A 16,385-nucleotide genomic window follows, 5' to 3' on the forward strand; every position below is an offset into this window, starting at 1 on the left:
AAAAGGCCCGCGCAATGCGGGCCTTTTTTATTTCTCCCTACCGGACATCGGCATCGGGGCTTCCCCCTCAGCTCCCCCCCCTGGGAGAGCTAAGGGCAATCCCGAATCCGTAGGAGCGAGCTTGCTCACGAACAAACCCTGCTGCGGGATCGGTTCGCGAGCAAGCTCGCTCCTACAAGAGCTCCCGCGCCACGCGACAAACCCCGCGGCGAATTCGCGCCTTCAGTTTCTGCAGCTCCCGCCGATAGCCTCTGACGCACGAAGATGCGTCCCGACAATTCCACCTCGCCTCTGCACACCTGTTCTTGCCAGCCACGGGCCGTCGATCCCGTGGCAACGCCTGCCTGGAGTATTCGACATGTACGATTGGCTAGTAGTACAGCTGGGACGCCTGAACGTCAGCCTGAAGCTGGTGGTGGGCTTCGGTATTCTCCTCTTCCTCACCCTGCTGGTCCTGCTCAGCGGCCTGCACAGCCTGGACAACCAGGCCGGGCGCGGCGAGCAGATGGCGACCATTACCGAACTCAACGACCTCAGCCAGCAGGCCAACCTCGCCCGCCTGCAGTTCGAACTGGGCGGCGATCGCAGCCAGGCCGAGCGCGTCGAGCAGCACAGCACGAAGATGCTGGAGCTGATCGAGCGGCGCCTGAAAGGCAGCGATATCGATGCCAGACAATTGAGCGCCGCACGCCAGGCGGTGAGCGAATACCGCGAGGCTTTCAGCGCCCTGACCCGCGCCGTGGACCAGCGCACCCAGGCCCGCAGCACCCTGGTGGGCAGCGCGCAGAGCGCCCTGCAGGCCTTCGAGGCACTGGACAAGCAGCTCTTCGACCTGCTCGCCGAGCAACCCGGCGATAGCCAGTTGCTGCACAGCGCCCAGGCCGTCGGCCAACTGCACCAGCAACTGCTGGTGGTGCGCTACCAGGTGCGCGGCTACGTCTTCGAGCAGTCTGCCAATGCCGAACAGGCCGCCTTCGCCGCCTTCGACAAGCTGCGCGACACCGGCTCCGCGCTGCAGAACCAGTTACCAGCCATCGCCGCCGACGGTCTGAATACGGCCCTGAAAGACCTGCAGAACTACCGCAGCGGCATCGAACAGTTCCGCGACGGCGTCAACGCCACGCTGCAGGCACGCAAGGGCCTGAACGGCGCCAGCGAAGCGCTACTTGCAGCCGCCAGCCACCTTTACGACGACACCCTTGCGCGCAACGACGCCGAGACCGCCGCCGCCAGGACCCGGCAGATTCTCATCGCCCTCCTGGCGCTCGCCTTCGGCATGCTGTCGGGCTGGGCCATCAACCGCCAGATCGTCCGCCCGCTGCATGAGGCGCTGGAGCTGGCCGGGCGCATTGCCCAGGGCGACCTGTCCCAGGGCCTTTCCCGTGACCTCAACCTGCAGCGCAGCGACGAGCTGGGCCAATTGCAGCGCGTGATGATGCGCATGCGCGAAAGCCTGTCGCAGCTGCTCGGCCACATCGGCGGCAGCGTCAGCCAACTAGCCACCGCCGCTGACGAACTCTCCGCCGTCACCGAGCAGACCCGCGCCGGGGTGAACAGCCAGCGCGTGGAAACCGAGCAGGTCGCCAGCGCCATCCATGAAATGGCCGCTACCGTGCAGGAAGTCGCGCGCAACGCCGAGCAGGCCTCCGCCGCCGCACAACAGGCCGACCAGCAGGCGCGCCAAGGCGACCAGGTGGTACGGGATGCGGTGAACCAGATCGACCGCCTGGCCATCGAAGTGGATCGCTCCGCCGAGGCCATGGAGCTGCTGCGCAAGGAAAGTGAAAAGATCGGCAGCGTGCTGGATGTGATCAAGTCGGTCGCCGAGCAGACCAACCTGCTGGCGCTCAACGCCGCCATCGAGGCCGCCCGTGCCGGCGAGGCCGGGCGCGGATTCGCCGTGGTCGCTGACGAGGTACGCGGCCTGGCCCAGCGTACCCAGTCCTCCACCGCCGAGATCGAGGGCCTGATCGCCGGCCTGCAACGCGGCGCCCAGGAAGCGGTGACGCGCATGGACGACAGCCGCCGCCTGACCGGCAGTTCGGTGGAGCTGACCCGCCGCGCCGGCGAGGCGCTGGGGGTGATCGCCCGCACCGTGGCCGACATCCAGGGCATGAACCTGCAGATCGCCTCCGCCGCCGAGGAGCAGAGCAGCGTCGCCGAGGAGATCAACCGCAGCGTGGTGCAGGTGCGCGAGATCGCCGACCAGTCGGCTGCCGCCAGCGAACAGACTGCCAGTTCCAGCACCGAATTGGCGCGCCTGGGCAACGAGCTGCAGCTGCAGGTAGGGCGCTTCCGCCTGTGAGGCCTCGGCTGGCCGGTGCGTCCGCACCGGCCAGCGGGACAATTGTCATGCGCATGGCGTAGGATCGGTCACTCGCCATATAGGGAGAGTGACCATGCGCCCGCTGACCATCGACCTCGACGAACTCGCCTTCGCGCTCGACACCCAGGGTATCGATCACTACCTCGACCTGTTCAGCGGCCAGGTGCTGCTGATTCCCGAAGAAGACCCCGATCCCGAACTGGCCGAATTGCTGCACCGCGAGCCGGAACGCCTGCTGCCCATCGAACCGCTGAGCAGCGGCCAGTCGCTGGAGCTGATGCGCGAGTTCCTCCGCGAAGTGCCACAGCCGCACGCCTATTCCGCCCTGGCCAACGCCATCGAGGGGCGCAAGCCGTTCAAGGCTTTCCGCCATGTGCTGATGGGTTATCCCGAGCTGCTGCAGGCCTGGTATGTCTACCAGGGTGAGCGACTGCGCGAGTGCGCGCTGGATTGGCTGGCAGACAACCAGATCCAGCCGGCCGCTCAAGGCGCGATGCTGTAGCCCGCGGGTTCGCGAGCAAGCTCGCTCCCATGGCAAGCAACCTTTGGCCGGTAGGAGCGGGCTTCGTCCGTGATCGGCCACGCCCACGCAGCGGACCATGCCCCGCCGCCCAAACAGAAACGCCGCCCCAAGGGGCGGCGTTTCTGTTCTCGATCAGAACAACCGGCCTTCGGGGGCCTCGCTGGAGATCGGCTTGGCCTGAGCTGCCGTGGCCTGCCAGCCGCCGCCGAGGGCCTTGTACAGGTTGACCTCGCTGGTCAGCTGGTTGAGGCGGTCGGAGATCAGCTGTTGCTGGGCACTGAACAGCGAGCGTTGCGCATCGAGCAGGGTGAGGTAGTTGTCCACACCGGTGCGGTAGCGCTTGTCGGCCAGGCGGTAGTACTCGCTGCTGGCGTCCACCAGCGCGCGCTGCGCCTGCAGTTGCTCGTTGAAGGTGCCACGGGCGGCAAGACCATCCGCCACCTCGGAGAACGCAGTCTGAATGGCTTTCTCGTACTGCGCGACGTTGATGTCCTTCTGCACCTTGGCCAGGTCCAGGCTCGCGCGCAGGCTGCCGGCGTTGAAGATCGGCAGGCTGATCGACGGCTTGAACAGCCAGGTGCCGGAACCGCCGTCGAACAGGCCACCGAGGTCCGGGCTGATGGTGCCGGCGTTGGCGGTCAGGCTGACGTTCGGGAAGAACGCCGCGCGCGCCGCGCCGATGTTGGCGTTGGCCGCCTTGAGCTGGTGCTCCGCCTGGAGGATGTCCGGGCGGCGCTGCAGCAGGTCGGAGGGCAGGCCCGCCGGCACGGTGGCCAGCAGTTCGTCACCCAGGCCACGGCCTTGCGGCAGGTCCGCCGGCAGGCCGGAACCGAGCAGCAGCACCAGGGCATTCTGGTCCTGCGCCACCAGGCGGGTGTATTGCGCCAGAGTCGCCCGTGCGCTTTCCACCGAGGTCTGCGCCTGGCGCAGGTCCAGCGCCGAGGCGACACCGACGTCGTAGCTGCGCTTGGTCAGGTCGTAGCTCTTCTGGTAAGTGCCGAGGGTGTCGCGGGTCAGCTGCAACTGGGCCTGGTCGGCGCGCAGCGTCAGGTAGGCGTTGGCGACGTTGGCCACCAGGCTGGTCTGGGTGCTGCGACGCGCCTCTTCGGTGGCGAAGTACTGCTCCAGCGCCTGATCACGCAGGGCGCGCAGGCGGCCGAACAGGTCGATTTCCCAGGACGTGATGCCCAGGGTCGCACCGTACTGGCTGCTGATCATCGAACTGCCGGTCTGCGACAGGTCCGCCGGCAGGCGCTGGCGCGAGCCGTCGAAGCTGGCATCCACCGCCGGGAACAGGTCGGCCCGCTGGATGCGGTACTGCGCCCGGTAAGCTTCGATGTTCAGCGCGGCAACGCGCAGGTCGCGGTTGTTTTCCAGCGACACTTCGACCAGTCGCTGCAGTTGCGGGTCCTTGAAGAACTCGCGCCAGCCGATGTCGGCGCCGGCGTTGGCCGGTTGCGCCGCATCGTAAGCATCGCCCTGCGGGTAAGCCGCGGCCACGGGCGCCTCGGGGCGCTCGTAATCGGGGATCAGCGAGCAGCCGGACAACACACCGGCCGCTATCGCCAAATGCAAAGAGGGCAACAGTAAGGACTTTCTCATATCAATGCCCCTTCTCAATGGCTTCCTGTTCCTTGGACAGCTTGTCCTTGAACAGGGTACTGACCACCACATAGAACAGCGGTACCCAGAAGATCGCGAGGATGGTCGCGGTGATCATGCCGCCGATCACGCCGGTACCGATCGCGTGCTGGCTGCCGGAGCCTGCACCGGTGGAGATCGCCAGCGGCAACACGCCGAGGACGAACGCCAGGGAGGTCATGACGATCGGGCGCAGACGCATCCGGCACGCCTCGATGGCGGCCGCGACGATGGGCTTGCCCTCGCGCTCGTGCAGCTCCTTGGCGAATTCCACGATGAGGATCGCGTTCTTTGCCGACAGGCCGATGGTCGTCAACAGGCCCACCTGGAAGAACACGTCGTTGGACAGGCCGCGCATGGACGTCGCCAGCAGCGCACCGATGACGCCCAGCGGCACCACCAGCATCACCGAGAACGGGATCGACCAGCTCTCGTACAGTGCCGCCAGGCAGAGGAACACCACGATCAGCGACAGGGCATAGAGTGCCGGAGCCTGCGAGCCGGACAGGCGTTCCTCGTAGGACAGACCGGTCCAGGAGTAGCCGACGCCCTTGGGCAACTGCTTGACCATCTCCTCGACCGCGGCCATCGCCTCACCAGTGGAGCGGCCCGGGGCCGGCTCACCGAGGACTTCCATGGCCGGGACGCCGTTGTAGCGCGCCAGCTTCGGCGAGCCATAGCTCCATTCGCCGGTGGCGAAGGCGCTGAACGGCACCATCTCCCCGGAGCTGTTGCGCACGTACCACTTGTCCAGGTCTTCCGGGCTCATCCGCGAATTCGGGCGGCCTTGCAGATAGACCTTCTTCACCCGACCGCGGTCGATGAAGTCGTTGACGTAGTTCGAGCCCCAGGCAATCGACACGGTGGTGTTGATGTCCGCCAGCGAGACGCCCAGCGCACTGGCCTTCTCGTCGTCGATCAGCAGCTTGTACTGCGGCTCGTCGTTCAGGCCGTTGGGACGCACGCGCTGCAGAGCTGGGTTCTGCGAGGCCATGCCGAGGAACTGGTTGCGCGCCTGCATCAGCACTTCATGGCCGACGCCAGCCTGGTCCTGGAGGAAGATGTCGAAGCCCACGGCGTTACCCAGTTCGAGTACCGCCGGCGGGGCGAAGGCGAACACCATCGCATCCTTGAAGCTGAAGAAGTGCATCTGCGCACGCTGGGCCAGCGCGAACACGCTGTTCTCCGCGCCCGGACGCTCTTCCCAGGGCTTGAGCATGATGAACGCCATGCCCGAGCTCTGGCCACGGCCGGCGAAGTTGAAGCCGGTCACGGTGAACACCGAGGCCACCGAGCTGCTTTCCTTCTCCAGCAGGTACTCGCGCATCGAGTCCACCACCACCTGGGTGCGCTCGGCGGACGAACCGGCCGGGGTCTGCACCTGGGCGAACAGCACGCCCTGGTCCTCGTCGGGGAGGAACGCCGTGGGAATGCGGGTGAACAGGTAGACCATGCCGCCGAGGATCAGCACGTACATCAGCAGGTACGGCATGCGGTGATTGAGGATCGAGGTGACGCCGCGCTCGTAGCCATGGGTGGTGGCGAGGAACTTGCGGTTGAACCAGCCGAAGAAGCCGCGCTTGTGCTCGCCATGGTCGCCCTTCTCGATGGGCTTGAGCATGGTGGCGCAGAGCGCCGGGGTGAGGATCAGCGCCACGATCACCGACAGGGCCATGGCCGAGACGATGGTGATGGAGAACTGCCGGTAGATCACCCCGGTGGAGCCGCCGAAGAAGGCCATCGGCAGGAACACCGCCGACAGCACCATGGCGATACCGACCAGCGCGCCCTGGATCTGGCCCATGGACTTGCGCGCCGCCTCGCGGGGCGACAGGCCCTCCTCGGCCATCACCCGCTCGACGTTTTCCACCACGACGATGGCGTCGTCCACCAACAGGCCGATCGCCAGCACCATGCCGAACATGGTCAGGGTGTTGATCGAGAAGCCGAAGGCGGCGAGTACGCCGAAGGTGCCCAACAGGACCACCGGCACGGCGATCGTCGGGATCAGCGTGGCGCGGAAGTTCTGCAGGAACAGGTACATCACCAGGAACACCAGCAGGATCGCTTCGCCCAGGGTCTTGACCACCTCATGGATGGAGGCGGAGACCACCGGGGTGGTGTCGTACGGGTAGACGATCTTCATGCCCTGCGGGAAGAACGGCTCCAGCGTGGCCAGGGTGGCGCGGATCGACTTGGCGGTGTCCAGCGCGTTGGCGCCGGTAGCCAGCTTGATCGCGATACCGGAAGCCGGCTTGCCGTTGAACTGGGCGTTGATGCTGTAGTCCTGGCCGCCCAGGGCCACGTCGGCAACGTCCTTCAGGCGAACCTGGGAACCGTCGGCGTTGACCTTGAGGAGGATTTCCTTGAACTGCTCGGCGCTCTGCAGGCGGGTCTTGCCGATGATCGTGGCGTTGAGCTGCTGGCCCTTGACCGCGGGCAGGCCGCCCAGCTGGCCGGAGGAGATCTGCACGTTCTGCGCCTGGATCGCCGTCTTCACGTCGCCCGGAGTCATCTGGAAGCTGTTGAGCTTCGCCGGGTCCAGCCAGATACGCATGGCGTACTGCGAACCGAACACCTGGAAGTCGCCCACACCGGCAGTCCGCGACAGCGGGTCCTGGATGTTCGAGACGATGTAGTTCGACAGGTCTTCCTTGGTCATGCTGCCGTCTTCGGAGACGACGCCGACCACCATCAGGAAGTTCTTCACCGCCTTGGTCACGCGGATGCCCTGCTGCTGTACTTCCTGCGGCAGGAGCGGGGTGGCCAGCTGCAACTTGTTCTGCACCTGGACCTGGGCGATGTCAGGGCTGGTGCCCTGGTCGAAGGTCACGGTGATGGTCATGCTGCCGTCGGAGTTGGACTCCGAGGAGATGTAGCGCAGATGGTCGAGACCGTTCATCTGCTGCTCGATCACCTGCACCACGGTGTCCTGCACCGTCTCGGCGGAAGCGCCCGGGTAGCTCACCTGGATGGCGATGGCCGGCGGGGCGATAGCCGGGTACTGGTTCACCGGCAACTTGAGGATCGACAGACCGCCCGCCAGCATGATCACCAGGGCGATTACCCAGGCGAAAATGGGCCGGTCAATGAAAAACTTCGACATGACGAATCCCCTTGATTAACCCTGCTTGGCCGGTTCAGCGGCGGCGGGCTTGTCGGCGGCACCAGCGGTGGGCGCCACGTTCTTCGCGGGTACGGCCTTGGCCTGGGCGCCCGGCTGGACGTACTGCAGGCCTTCGGTGATCAGGCGGTCGCCGGGCTTGAGGCCATCGCTGACCAGCCAGTAGGCGCCAACGGTGCGCTCGGCCTTGATAGTGCGCAGCTCGACCTTGTCTTCGCCATTGAGCACCAGGGCAGTCGCCATGCCACGGAAGTCACGGGTGACGCCCTGCTGCGGCGCGAGGATGGCCTGTTTCTTGATGCCCTCCTCCAGCTGCGCATGGACGAACATGCCCGGCAGCAGTTCCTTCTTCGGGTTGGGGAAGATGGCGCGCACGGTCACCGAGCCGGTGCCCTGGTCGACCGAAACCTCGGAGAACTCCAGCTTGCCCTCGATGGGGTATTCGGAGCCGTCTTCCAGGTACAGCTTGACCTTGGCGGCATTGTCGCCGGCCTTCTCCAGTTGCCCGGCGGCCATCTCGCGGCGCAGGCGGATCAGCGCGGTGGAAGACTGCGTGACGTCGACATAGATCGGGTCCAGCTGCTGCACGGTAGCCAGCGCGGTGGCCTGGCCGTTCTGCACCAGGGCGCCCTCGGTCACGCTGGAGCGGCCGATGCGGCCGGAAATCGGCGAATACACCTTGGTGTAGCGCACGTTGATCTTGGCGGTGTCGACGGTGGCCTTGGCCTGCAGATAGGCGGCCTGGGCGTCGGCGTATTGCTGCTTGCTCACCGCCTCGTCTTTCACCAGTTCCTTGTAGCGCTCGGCCTGCTGCTGGGTGGACACCAGGTTGGCCTGGGCACTCTGCAGGGTAGCGTCATAGGTGGCCGGGTCGATCTGGTACAGCTGCTGGCCTTCCTTGACGTCGCTGCCTTCCTTGAACAGGCGCTTGAGGATGATGCCGTTCACCTGCGGGCGAACTTCGGCGATGCGATACGCAGTGGTGCGGCCCGGCAGTTCGGTGCTCAGGGTCACTTCCTGCGGCTGCAGGGTTACTACACCGACTTCGGGGATCTGCTTCTCCTGCGGGGCCTGGGCTTTGTCGCAGCCGGCAAGAGTGGCCATGGCGACGAGCAGGGCCGGGACCAGGGCGCGCATGGCTGGCTTTCGTTGCATATCGTTGTCCTCGTGAGCAAAGCATCCGGTTTGGCTGTGGGCTTGCCGGTCCGGAAAAGCTGGCAAAAATACTTACATTCAGCTGTGTTTGTAAACGTCCGAAAGCCCTGAGGGAAAACTACTGAAACGTTTTAGCCAAAGGCCGATATCGCAGTAGGTTTCCCGCAAGGCAGTCGCGGCGACGAACAAAGTTGATAACATCAACTAAAATACGAAAAAATGGTTGAGCTGATCAACCTGATTTACACAAGGTTTACCGTGACCGAGCCGATGACCCATACCCTGAATCCCGACCTGCCACAGACCCTGATGAAGGTGCTCGATCATTTGCGTGAGAGCCTCCAGGACGAACTGTGCGCCGAGGGCATCGACCTCACCCCGCCGGACATCCGCCTGCTCGAGCTGATCGGCGCCGATGCGGGCCAGAGCCTGCAGAGCCTGGGGCGCAAGATGTGCCGCGACAAGGCGCTGGTGACCCGCAAGATCCGTGAAATGGAGACGCTCGGCCTGGTTCGCCGCGAGCGCAACCCGGACGATCAGCGCAGCTTCCAGCTGTTCCTCACCGAGGCCGGGAGCCGCATCGACGAGCGCACCCAGGCCATCCTCGCACGAACCCATGACAGTCTGTTCGCGCCGCTGGACGACGAAGAACAGCGCACCCTCACCCAGCTGCTGCGGCAATGCCTGCAAGGCCGGGGAGACTAAGGCCACAAACGAAAACGCCGGCATTCGCCGGCGTTTTCGCAGTCCTGCGTCTTACTGACGCACCCCTTCGACCGACAGGGTCAGCTCGACTTCCTGGGAAGCCGGGCCGAGGTCGCGCTGGATATTGAAGTCCTTCAGCTTGAGGGTGGTGGTGCCGAGGAAGCCGGCGCGGTAGCCGCCCCACGGATCATCGCCCTGGCCGATCAGTTCAGCCTTGATGGTGACCGGCTTGGTCACGCCATTGAGGGTCAGGTTGCCGGTGATCTCGGCATTCTTGCCATCAGCCTTCACGGCGGTGGATTCGAAGGTTGCAGTCGGGTTCTTCGAGACGTTGAGGAAGTCCGGGCTGCGCAGGTGCTTGTCACGCTCGGCGTGGTTGGAGTTCACGCTGTTGGTGTTGATGGTCACCTTGACCTTGTCGGCGGACGGGTTCTTCTCGTCGAAGGTGAAGGCACCGTCGAAATCGTCGAAGCGGCCGTACAGCCAGCTGTAACCCAGGTGCTTGATGCGGAATTCGATGAAGGCATGCTGGCCTTCCTTGTCGATCTTGTAGTCCGCGGCCATGGCCTGGCCAGCGGAGAACAGTGCGGTACCCAGCGCCAGCGCGGCGAACGTCTTCTTCAGCATTGAAGCAATCTCCCTTTGGGGTGAGGTGTTATTTCGCAGCACGACCGAGCATGCGCACCAGCGTGGCATCGCGGTCGAGGAAATGGTGTTTGAACGCCGCCAGGGCGTGCAGCACGGCCAGGACGACCAGGGCCCAGGCCAGGTACAGGTGGATCGCACCGGCGATGTCGGCCTGGTCGGTGATGCCGCTCAGGGTGGCGGGCACGTCGAACCAGCCGAACACGCTGATGGGTTTGCCTTCGGCGGTGGAGATCAGGTAGCCGGCGATGATCACGGCGAACAGCAGCGCGTAGAGCGCCAGGTGGCCGAGCTTGGTGGCCAGGCGGGTGAGATTGCCGTGGTTGGCCGGGGTCGGCGGCGACGGGCTGATGAAGCGCCAGAGCACACGCACGATCAGTGCGATGGCCAGCAGGATGCCGATGCTTTTGTGGATTTCCGGGGCGCGGTGGTACCAGGTGTCGTAGTAGTCCAGCTCACGCATCCACAGGCCCAGGCCGAACAGGCCGAAGACCACCAGCGCGCTGCCCCAGTGCAGGAACAGGCTGACCAGTCCGTAGCGTGCGGGGGAATTACGCCATTGCATCGATACACATCCTTGAAAACGGGAATTCAAGACTAGCGGCTAATCCATCGAAGAAAAGCAGAAAAATCTGCTTTGAAACATCGACTGACAAGATAGGTCATCTCCTGAAACGGCCGTGCCAGAGCCAGAAACGACAATGCCGGCTTTCGCCGGCATTGTGGATGGAGCGCGCTGGATCAGAACGGCAGCCAGGACATGATGCCCTTCTTCTCGCCCTTCTCGGCCGGCTTGTCGCTGGCCGCCGGCTTGTTGTCGGCAACCAGCGCCGCACCTTCGAGCACCGGAGTCTTGCCGGCGTACAGGTCACGGACCTGGCTGGCGGCGCGCTTGCCGCTGCGCAGGGCGCCTTCGATGGTGCCCGGATAGAGCGCGTCGGTGTGCTCGCCGGCGAAGGCGACGCGGGAAACCGGGGTTTCCCAGACGCGCCAGAAGCGGCTGATCTGGCCCGGACCATAGGCCAGGTAGGAGCCGCCGGTTCCGACGTCGGTGCTGTAGCGGCGCATTTCATAGCCGTCGTATGCGCCGCGCATCTTCGGGTAGTACTTGTTCATGCGGATCAGCACCTGCTCCGACAGCTGGCGGTCACCGAAGGCCTGCATCACGCGGGCATTGTCGCCGGACAGGTTGATCAGCACGTTGGCGCCGCCCTTGGTCGCGGGCTCGACCCAGATCATGCCCAGGCCCTGGTCGCTGTAGATCTCGCCGGACAGGCGCGACTTGTCGTCCCACACCGGGCGCTTGAACTTCATCAGGATCTGGTCGCGCCAGCCGTAGTTGGTGCCCTTGAGCGCCGCCAGCTGCTTCTCGTTCAGGCCCGGGGTCAGGGTGATATTGCCCAGGGCGCGCAGCGGTACGGCCAGTACCAGGTAGTCGGCGCTGTAGCCGGTGGGGCCGACCTTGACGGTCACGCCGTCCTTGTCCTGGCTGATCGCGGTGACCTTGGCGTTGGTCTTGATGGTCTTGATCTGCTTGACGAAGGCCTGGGCCAGCACCTGGCTGCCGCCGGGCAGGCGTGCCGCGCGCAGATCACGGTCGTCGACGCCGCGGTACACACGGCCCTGCTGGGCGAGGTAGAGCAGCGACAGGCGCGACGGTTCGTCGTAATGCGAACGGATGCGCTGGTTGACCAGCAGGCGCGCGGTCGGCGACAGGTTCAGCTTGTCCAGCCAGCGTGCGGCGGTGAGCTGATCGAGGGCGAACAGAGTCTTGTTCGCCAGCGGGTTGAGCGGGTCGTCGATCGAGGCGGACAGATCGTTCAGCGACTTCTCGAAGCGCTCGAGGTCCGCGGCGACGGCCGGCATCTTGGTCTTCAGGTCGGCGCTGCTGTAGTAGAGGCCGTCGATCAGGTAGCTCGGGGTACGGACGAATTCCGGCGCCGGCACCGAGTTCACTTTCAGGGTATCCAGGTAGCCGTTGAGGGTCGGCTGGGCCTTCTTGTTGCCGATCCACTCGCTGGTGGCCAGGCCCGAGCGGCCACCCACCTGCGGCTTGGCTTCCAGCAGGGTCACCTGCCAGCCCGCCTGCTGCAGCTCGTAGGCCGCGGAGAGGCCGGCGAGTCCGCCGCCGACCACGATGGCGGTCGGTTGTTTGTCCTTGCCCAGCGCCACTACGCTGAACACGCCCAGAGCGAGCAGCGCGGCAGCGCGCAGCCATCCCATTTTCATCGCCAGACTTCCCCGAATTGGTGCAAAGGCGCGAAGCATACGTCAGCGCCCGAAAGCCGAATAGCTGTCTTGGTCGGCTGCCTACAACATGTGTCGTAGGACGTGTCCTTGTTCATCTCAGGAGCATTGAATAGGCTTGCCGACCAGAGCGAGCCGACCGTCAGAAGAGCCATCAATTTAAGGAGCCGGCCATGGGCCTGAATGCCGAGTGGATGCAGCGCGATCTCGAGGTGCTGTGGCACCCCTGCACCCAGATGAAAGACCACGAGCGCCTGCCGGTCATCCCGATCCGCCGCGGCGAAGGCATCTGGCTGGAGGACTTCGAAGGCAAGCGCTACCTCGACGCGGTCAGCTCCTGGTGGGTCAACGTCTTCGGCCACGCCAACCCGCGCATCAACCAGCGCGTCAAGGACCAGGTCGACCAGCTGGAGCACGTGATCCTCGCCGGCTTCAGCCACCAGCCCGTCATCGAACTCTCCGAGCGCCTGCTACGCCTGGCGCCGGCCGGCTTCTCCCGGGTGTTCTATGCCGACAGCGGCTCGGCCGGCATCGAAGTGGCGCTGAAGATGAGCTACCACTACTGGCAGAACCTCGGCCAGCCGGAGAAAAAGCGCTTCATCACCCTGACCAACAGCTACCACGGCGAAACGGTGGCGGCGATGTCGGTAGGCGACGTGGCGCTGTTCACCGAGACCTACAAGTCGCTGCTGATGGACACCATCAAGGTGCCGACTCCCGACTGCTACCTGCGCCCCGAGGGCGTGAGCTGGGAAGAGCACTCGCGGACGATGTTTGCCGCGATGGAGCAGGCGCTGGAGCAACACCACAAGGAAGTCGCGGCGGTGATCGTCGAGCCGCTGGTGCAGGGCGCCGGCGGCATGCGCATGTACCATCCGGTCTACCTCAAGCTGCTGCGCGAGGCCTGCGACCGCTACGGCGTGCACCTGATCCACGATGAAATCGCCGTCGGCTTCGGCCGCACCGGCACCATGTTCGCCTGCGAACAGGCTGGTATCACCCCGGACTTCCTCGTCCTCTCCAAGGCGCTGACCGGCGGTTATCTGGCAATGAGCGCGGTGCTGACCACCGACAAGGTCTATCAGGCGTTCTACGACGACTACAGCACCCTGCGCGCCTTCCTCCACTCGCACACCTATACCGGCAACCCGCTGGCCTGCGCCGCCGCCCTGGCGACCCTGGACATCTTCGAGCAGGACAACGTCATCGAGGCCAACAAGGCCCTGGCGGCGAAGATGGCCAGCGCCACCGCGCACCTGGCCGACCACCCGCACGTTTCGGAAATCCGCCAGACCGGCATGATCCTCGCCATCGAGATGGTCCAGGACAAGGCGACGAAAACCGCCTATCCCTGGCAGGAGCGCCGCGGCCTGCAGGTCTTCCAGCACGGCCTGGAACGCGGCGCGCTGCTGCGCCCGCTGGGCAGCGTGGTGTACTTCCTGCCGCCGTACATCATCACCCCCGAGCAGATCGACTTCCTTGCCGAGGTCGCCAGCGAAGGCATCGACATCGCCACCCGCGACAGCGTGAGCGTGGCGGTCAGCGAACGCTTCCCCGATCACCGCGATCCGGGCTGATCGGCTACAAGCGGCAGGCCGAAAGCTTTAAGCTTGCCGCTTCCCCCTTTATCTGCCCGATATCGCCATGCGCCTCTCCCGCTTCTTCATCGACGCCCCGCTCTCCCTCGGCCAGCACGAGCTGCCCGAAGCCCAGGCCCATTACATCGGTCGCGTGCTGCGCCACAGTGTCGGCGATGCCGTGCAGCTGTTCGACGGCTCCGGCCAGGAATACCTGGGCGAGTTGATCGAAGTGGGCAAGAAGAACGTCCGCGTGGAGCTGCGCGAAGCCTTCGCCGGCCAGGACGAGTCGCCGCTACGCGTGCACCTCGGCCAGGGCCTGTCCCGTGGCGAGCGCATGGACTGGGCGATCCAGAAGGCCACCGAACTGGGCGCCAGTGAGATCACCCCGATCGTCAGCGAGCGCTGCGAAGTGCGCCTGAAGGACGAACGCGCTGACAAGCGCATGGCCCACTGGCGCCAGGTGGCGATCAGCGCCAGCGAGCAGTGCGGCCGCTCGGTGCTGCCGGTGCTCAATGCACCGGTCACCCTCGCCGAATGGCTGGAGAGCTGCGAAGCGCAGCTCAAGCTGGTGCTGCACCCGGTGGCCGAACCGCTGACCAGCCATGACCGGCCGTCGAGCCTGGCCTTCCTGATCGGCCCAGAAGGTGGGTTGAGCGATGCGGAGGTGGAACAGGCGAAATCGGCTGGATTCCATGCCGCGCGACTGGGGCCGCGCGTGCTGCGGACCGAGACGGCGCCCGTGGTGGCGCTGAGCGTGGCGCAGCAGTTGTGGGGCGACTTCTAGGTCGAGGCTTCGCGCCGGCCCGCTCTCGAAGAGAGAGGGTAAGCCGGCAACTCCGATGCCATGCGGGTTCGCGAGCAAGCTCGCTGCTACAGGTGCCGGTAAGCAGGGTGTGCTCTTCGCAGGAGCGAGCTTGCTCGCGAAGAGCCCAGGCGCCCGGCGACTCAGATTCCCCGCAACGCCAATCCCGCCAGCACCAGCAACACCACACCACAAAGCGCATGGCTCACCCGGTGCCAGCGCGGCGAGGCGTTGCGCCGCAACCAGTCGACCAGGCCGGCGCAGAGGAAGCAGCAGAGCACCGAGGCAGTCATGAAGCCGGCGAAGAACACCAGCGAATCCGCCAGAGACGGCACGCCATCGACCAATCCGGCCATGGCGCCGCCGAGGGCGCCCCAGTAGACGATGTTCTTCGGGTTGGACAGCGACAGCATGGCCCCGGACGCGAAAGCCCCGGCGTTGTGCTCGCCGGTATCGCCCTCTTCCACCACGCCGACCTCGCTTGCATCGCGCAGGCTCTGCACACCCAGCCAGGCCAGGTACGCGGCGCTGGCCAGGGTCAGCGGCAGGCGCAAGGTTTCATGGCCGAACAACAGCGCCAGCCCGGTCAGGCCGATCAGCGCCCACACCGCATCACCGATCAGCGAGCCGAACTGCACCAGCAGCGCTGGGCGAAAGCCGCCCTTCAGGCCACGGCGCAGGGTTTCGGCGAGCACGGCGCCGGGAGACAGGCAGAAGACGATGCCGAACAGCAACGCGGCGAAGAACAGGGTCATGGATCAGCTCTCGAACAGGGTGACGTTGAGGCAAGTTTGCCTGGGCACCGGCCCTCGCACTTGAACCGGATTGCTCAGCGCAGGGCGCGCTGGAAGCTGCCCGGCGACACACCGTAGGCCGCGCGAAAATGCCGGTTCAGGTGGCTCTGGTCGGCAAAGCCCAGCTCGTGGGCCACTTCGGTGGCCGGCAGGCCAGCACGCAACAATGCCTGGGCCCGGCGAGTGCGCAGTTGCATTGCCCACTGCCGGGGGCTCAGGCCCACCTGCTTCTGGAAGCTGCGCAGCAGGTGGAAACGCGACAGGCCGAGGTAGGTCGCCATCTCGTCGAGGCTGGGTTGCCGCGCCAGGTCGGCCGCCAGCCAGCCCTGCAGGTCCGCGATCCGCCCACCGCTCTCGACAGCAGGCTGCGGCAGGCGCACGCCCATGGCACGGGCGATCTCGGCGAGCAGCAGCGTCAGGCGTTCCTCGCCGCGCTGGCGAACGAAGGTGTCGTCGCCCAGCGCACGCGCCACCGCATCGGCCATGGCGCCGGCAAGGGCCGGCAGGCGCCCGGTGGGGCGTTCGAACTCCAGGCGCTGCAGGCCGAGCATCGCCGCCAGCTGGTCGGGGGCCACATAGAGGCTGACGAATTGCCAGGGCTGGTCTTCGGCAACGCCGCCGCCCTGGATCTGTCCGGGGTTGTAGCAGGTCACGCAACCGGGGCCGGCGTCGAAGGTTCGGCCATCCAGCCAGACGTTTTCCTCGCCGCGCAGGTTGGCGCTGATGACGAATTCGTCGTGGCTGTGGCGCTCGAAACGGTGACCGCCAAGGGTGGCGCCGGCGACCTCGAAGCCGGGTTGATCCCCCAGCTGGGCAAGGTGCAGGCCACCGCTCATGGCCGGC

Annotated in this window: 13 protein-coding genes and 1 pseudogene; 6 read left to right on the top strand and 8 right to left on the bottom strand. The window is 65.6% G+C overall.

Translation table 11 applies throughout. The features are described 5' to 3' along the window. Positions 1-358: 358 nt before the first annotated feature. The 3 genes and pseudogenes from PNI01S_RS28830 to PNI01S_RS12370 form a co-directional block, all read left to right on the top strand. Positions 359-1,447 (top strand): annotated as a pseudogene (locus tag PNI01S_RS28830) (methyl-accepting chemotaxis protein); the annotation flags it as partial. Further along, a complete protein-coding gene (locus tag PNI01S_RS28835) occupies positions 1,442-2,305 on the top strand; it encodes a methyl-accepting chemotaxis protein (protein ID WP_414602898.1) in 864 nt (287 codons plus the stop codon). The pseudogene PNI01S_RS28830 and the gene PNI01S_RS28835, both read left to right, overlap by 6 nt. A gap of 94 nt (positions 2,306-2,399) precedes the next feature. Continuing rightward, a complete protein-coding gene (locus PNI01S_RS12370) occupies positions 2,400-2,828 on the top strand; it encodes a UPF0158 family protein (RefSeq protein WP_024766223.1) in 429 nt (142 codons plus the stop codon). Between the two features lie 153 nt (positions 2,829-2,981). Here PNI01S_RS12370 and PNI01S_RS12375 read toward each other — a convergent pair whose 3' ends face one another. The 3 genes from PNI01S_RS12375 to mexA are packed head-to-tail and all read right to left on the bottom strand — an operon-like array spanning position 2,982 to position 8,769. Then, on the bottom strand, positions 2,982-4,451 hold the full coding sequence (locus PNI01S_RS12375; RefSeq protein ID WP_084358354.1) for an AdeC/AdeK/OprM family multidrug efflux complex outer membrane factor: 1,470 nt from the start codon (positions 4,449-4,451) through the stop codon (positions 2,982-2,984). A gap of 1 nt (position 4,452) precedes the next feature. Continuing rightward, positions 4,453-7,596: an efflux RND transporter permease subunit gene (locus tag PNI01S_RS12380; protein ID WP_084358355.1), complete on the bottom strand. Its 3,144-nt coding sequence runs from the start codon at positions 7,594-7,596 to the stop codon at positions 4,453-4,455. A gap of 15 nt (positions 7,597-7,611) precedes the next feature. Next, positions 7,612-8,769: a multidrug efflux RND transporter periplasmic adaptor subunit MexA gene (mexA, locus tag PNI01S_RS12385; protein WP_038803498.1), complete on the bottom strand. Its 1,158-nt coding sequence runs from the start codon at positions 8,767-8,769 to the stop codon at positions 7,612-7,614. A gap of 270 nt (positions 8,770-9,039) precedes the next feature. On the opposite strand from mexA, the gene PNI01S_RS12390 reads away from it, so the two are divergent. After that, positions 9,040-9,474 (top strand): MarR family winged helix-turn-helix transcriptional regulator, encoded by a 435-nt coding sequence (locus PNI01S_RS12390; protein WP_037013774.1) that lies wholly within the window; start codon positions 9,040-9,042, stop codon positions 9,472-9,474. A gap of 51 nt (positions 9,475-9,525) precedes the next feature. Here the strand turns inward: PNI01S_RS12390 and PNI01S_RS12395 are convergent, their stop codons facing one another. The 3 genes from PNI01S_RS12395 to PNI01S_RS12405 form a co-directional block, all read right to left on the bottom strand. Next, positions 9,526-10,101: a YceI family protein gene (locus tag PNI01S_RS12395; RefSeq protein WP_017520144.1), complete on the bottom strand. Its 576-nt coding sequence runs from the start codon at positions 10,099-10,101 to the stop codon at positions 9,526-9,528. Positions 10,102-10,129: 28 nt separating this feature from the next. Further along, positions 10,130-10,684 (bottom strand): cytochrome b, encoded by a 555-nt coding sequence (locus PNI01S_RS12400; RefSeq protein ID WP_037013760.1) that lies wholly within the window; start codon positions 10,682-10,684, stop codon positions 10,130-10,132. Positions 10,685-10,860: 176 nt separating this feature from the next. Next, positions 10,861-12,348: a flavin monoamine oxidase family protein gene (locus PNI01S_RS12405; RefSeq protein ID WP_024766227.1), complete on the bottom strand. Its 1,488-nt coding sequence runs from the start codon at positions 12,346-12,348 to the stop codon at positions 10,861-10,863. A gap of 191 nt (positions 12,349-12,539) precedes the next feature. On the opposite strand from PNI01S_RS12405, the gene PNI01S_RS12410 reads away from it, so the two are divergent. Together PNI01S_RS12410 and PNI01S_RS12415 are read left to right on the top strand one after the other, a co-directional pair. Continuing rightward, positions 12,540-13,943, top strand: coding sequence for an adenosylmethionine--8-amino-7-oxononanoate transaminase (locus PNI01S_RS12410; protein WP_084358356.1), 1,404 nt, complete (start codon positions 12,540-12,542; stop codon positions 13,941-13,943). 67 nt (positions 13,944-14,010) lie between these two features. Next, positions 14,011-14,730: a 16S rRNA (uracil(1498)-N(3))-methyltransferase gene (locus tag PNI01S_RS12415; RefSeq protein ID WP_065086249.1), complete on the top strand. Its 720-nt coding sequence runs from the start codon at positions 14,011-14,013 to the stop codon at positions 14,728-14,730. A gap of 161 nt (positions 14,731-14,891) precedes the next feature. On the opposite strand, the gene PNI01S_RS12420 is transcribed toward PNI01S_RS12415, so the two are convergent. Beyond that, positions 14,892-15,503: a LysE family translocator gene (locus tag PNI01S_RS12420; protein WP_084358357.1), complete on the bottom strand. Its 612-nt coding sequence runs from the start codon at positions 15,501-15,503 to the stop codon at positions 14,892-14,894. A 74-nt stretch (positions 15,504-15,577) separates the two neighbouring features. Next, a complete protein-coding gene (locus PNI01S_RS12425; RefSeq protein ID WP_084358358.1) occupies positions 15,578-16,378 on the bottom strand; it encodes an AraC family transcriptional regulator in 801 nt (266 codons plus the stop codon). Positions 16,379-16,385: the final 7 nt, after the last annotated feature.

Origin of the sequence: Pseudomonas nitroreducens NBRC 12694 (genome assembly GCF_002091755.1) — a bacterium.
Lineage (GTDB): Bacteria > Pseudomonadota > Gammaproteobacteria > Pseudomonadales > Pseudomonadaceae > Pseudomonas > Pseudomonas nitroreducens.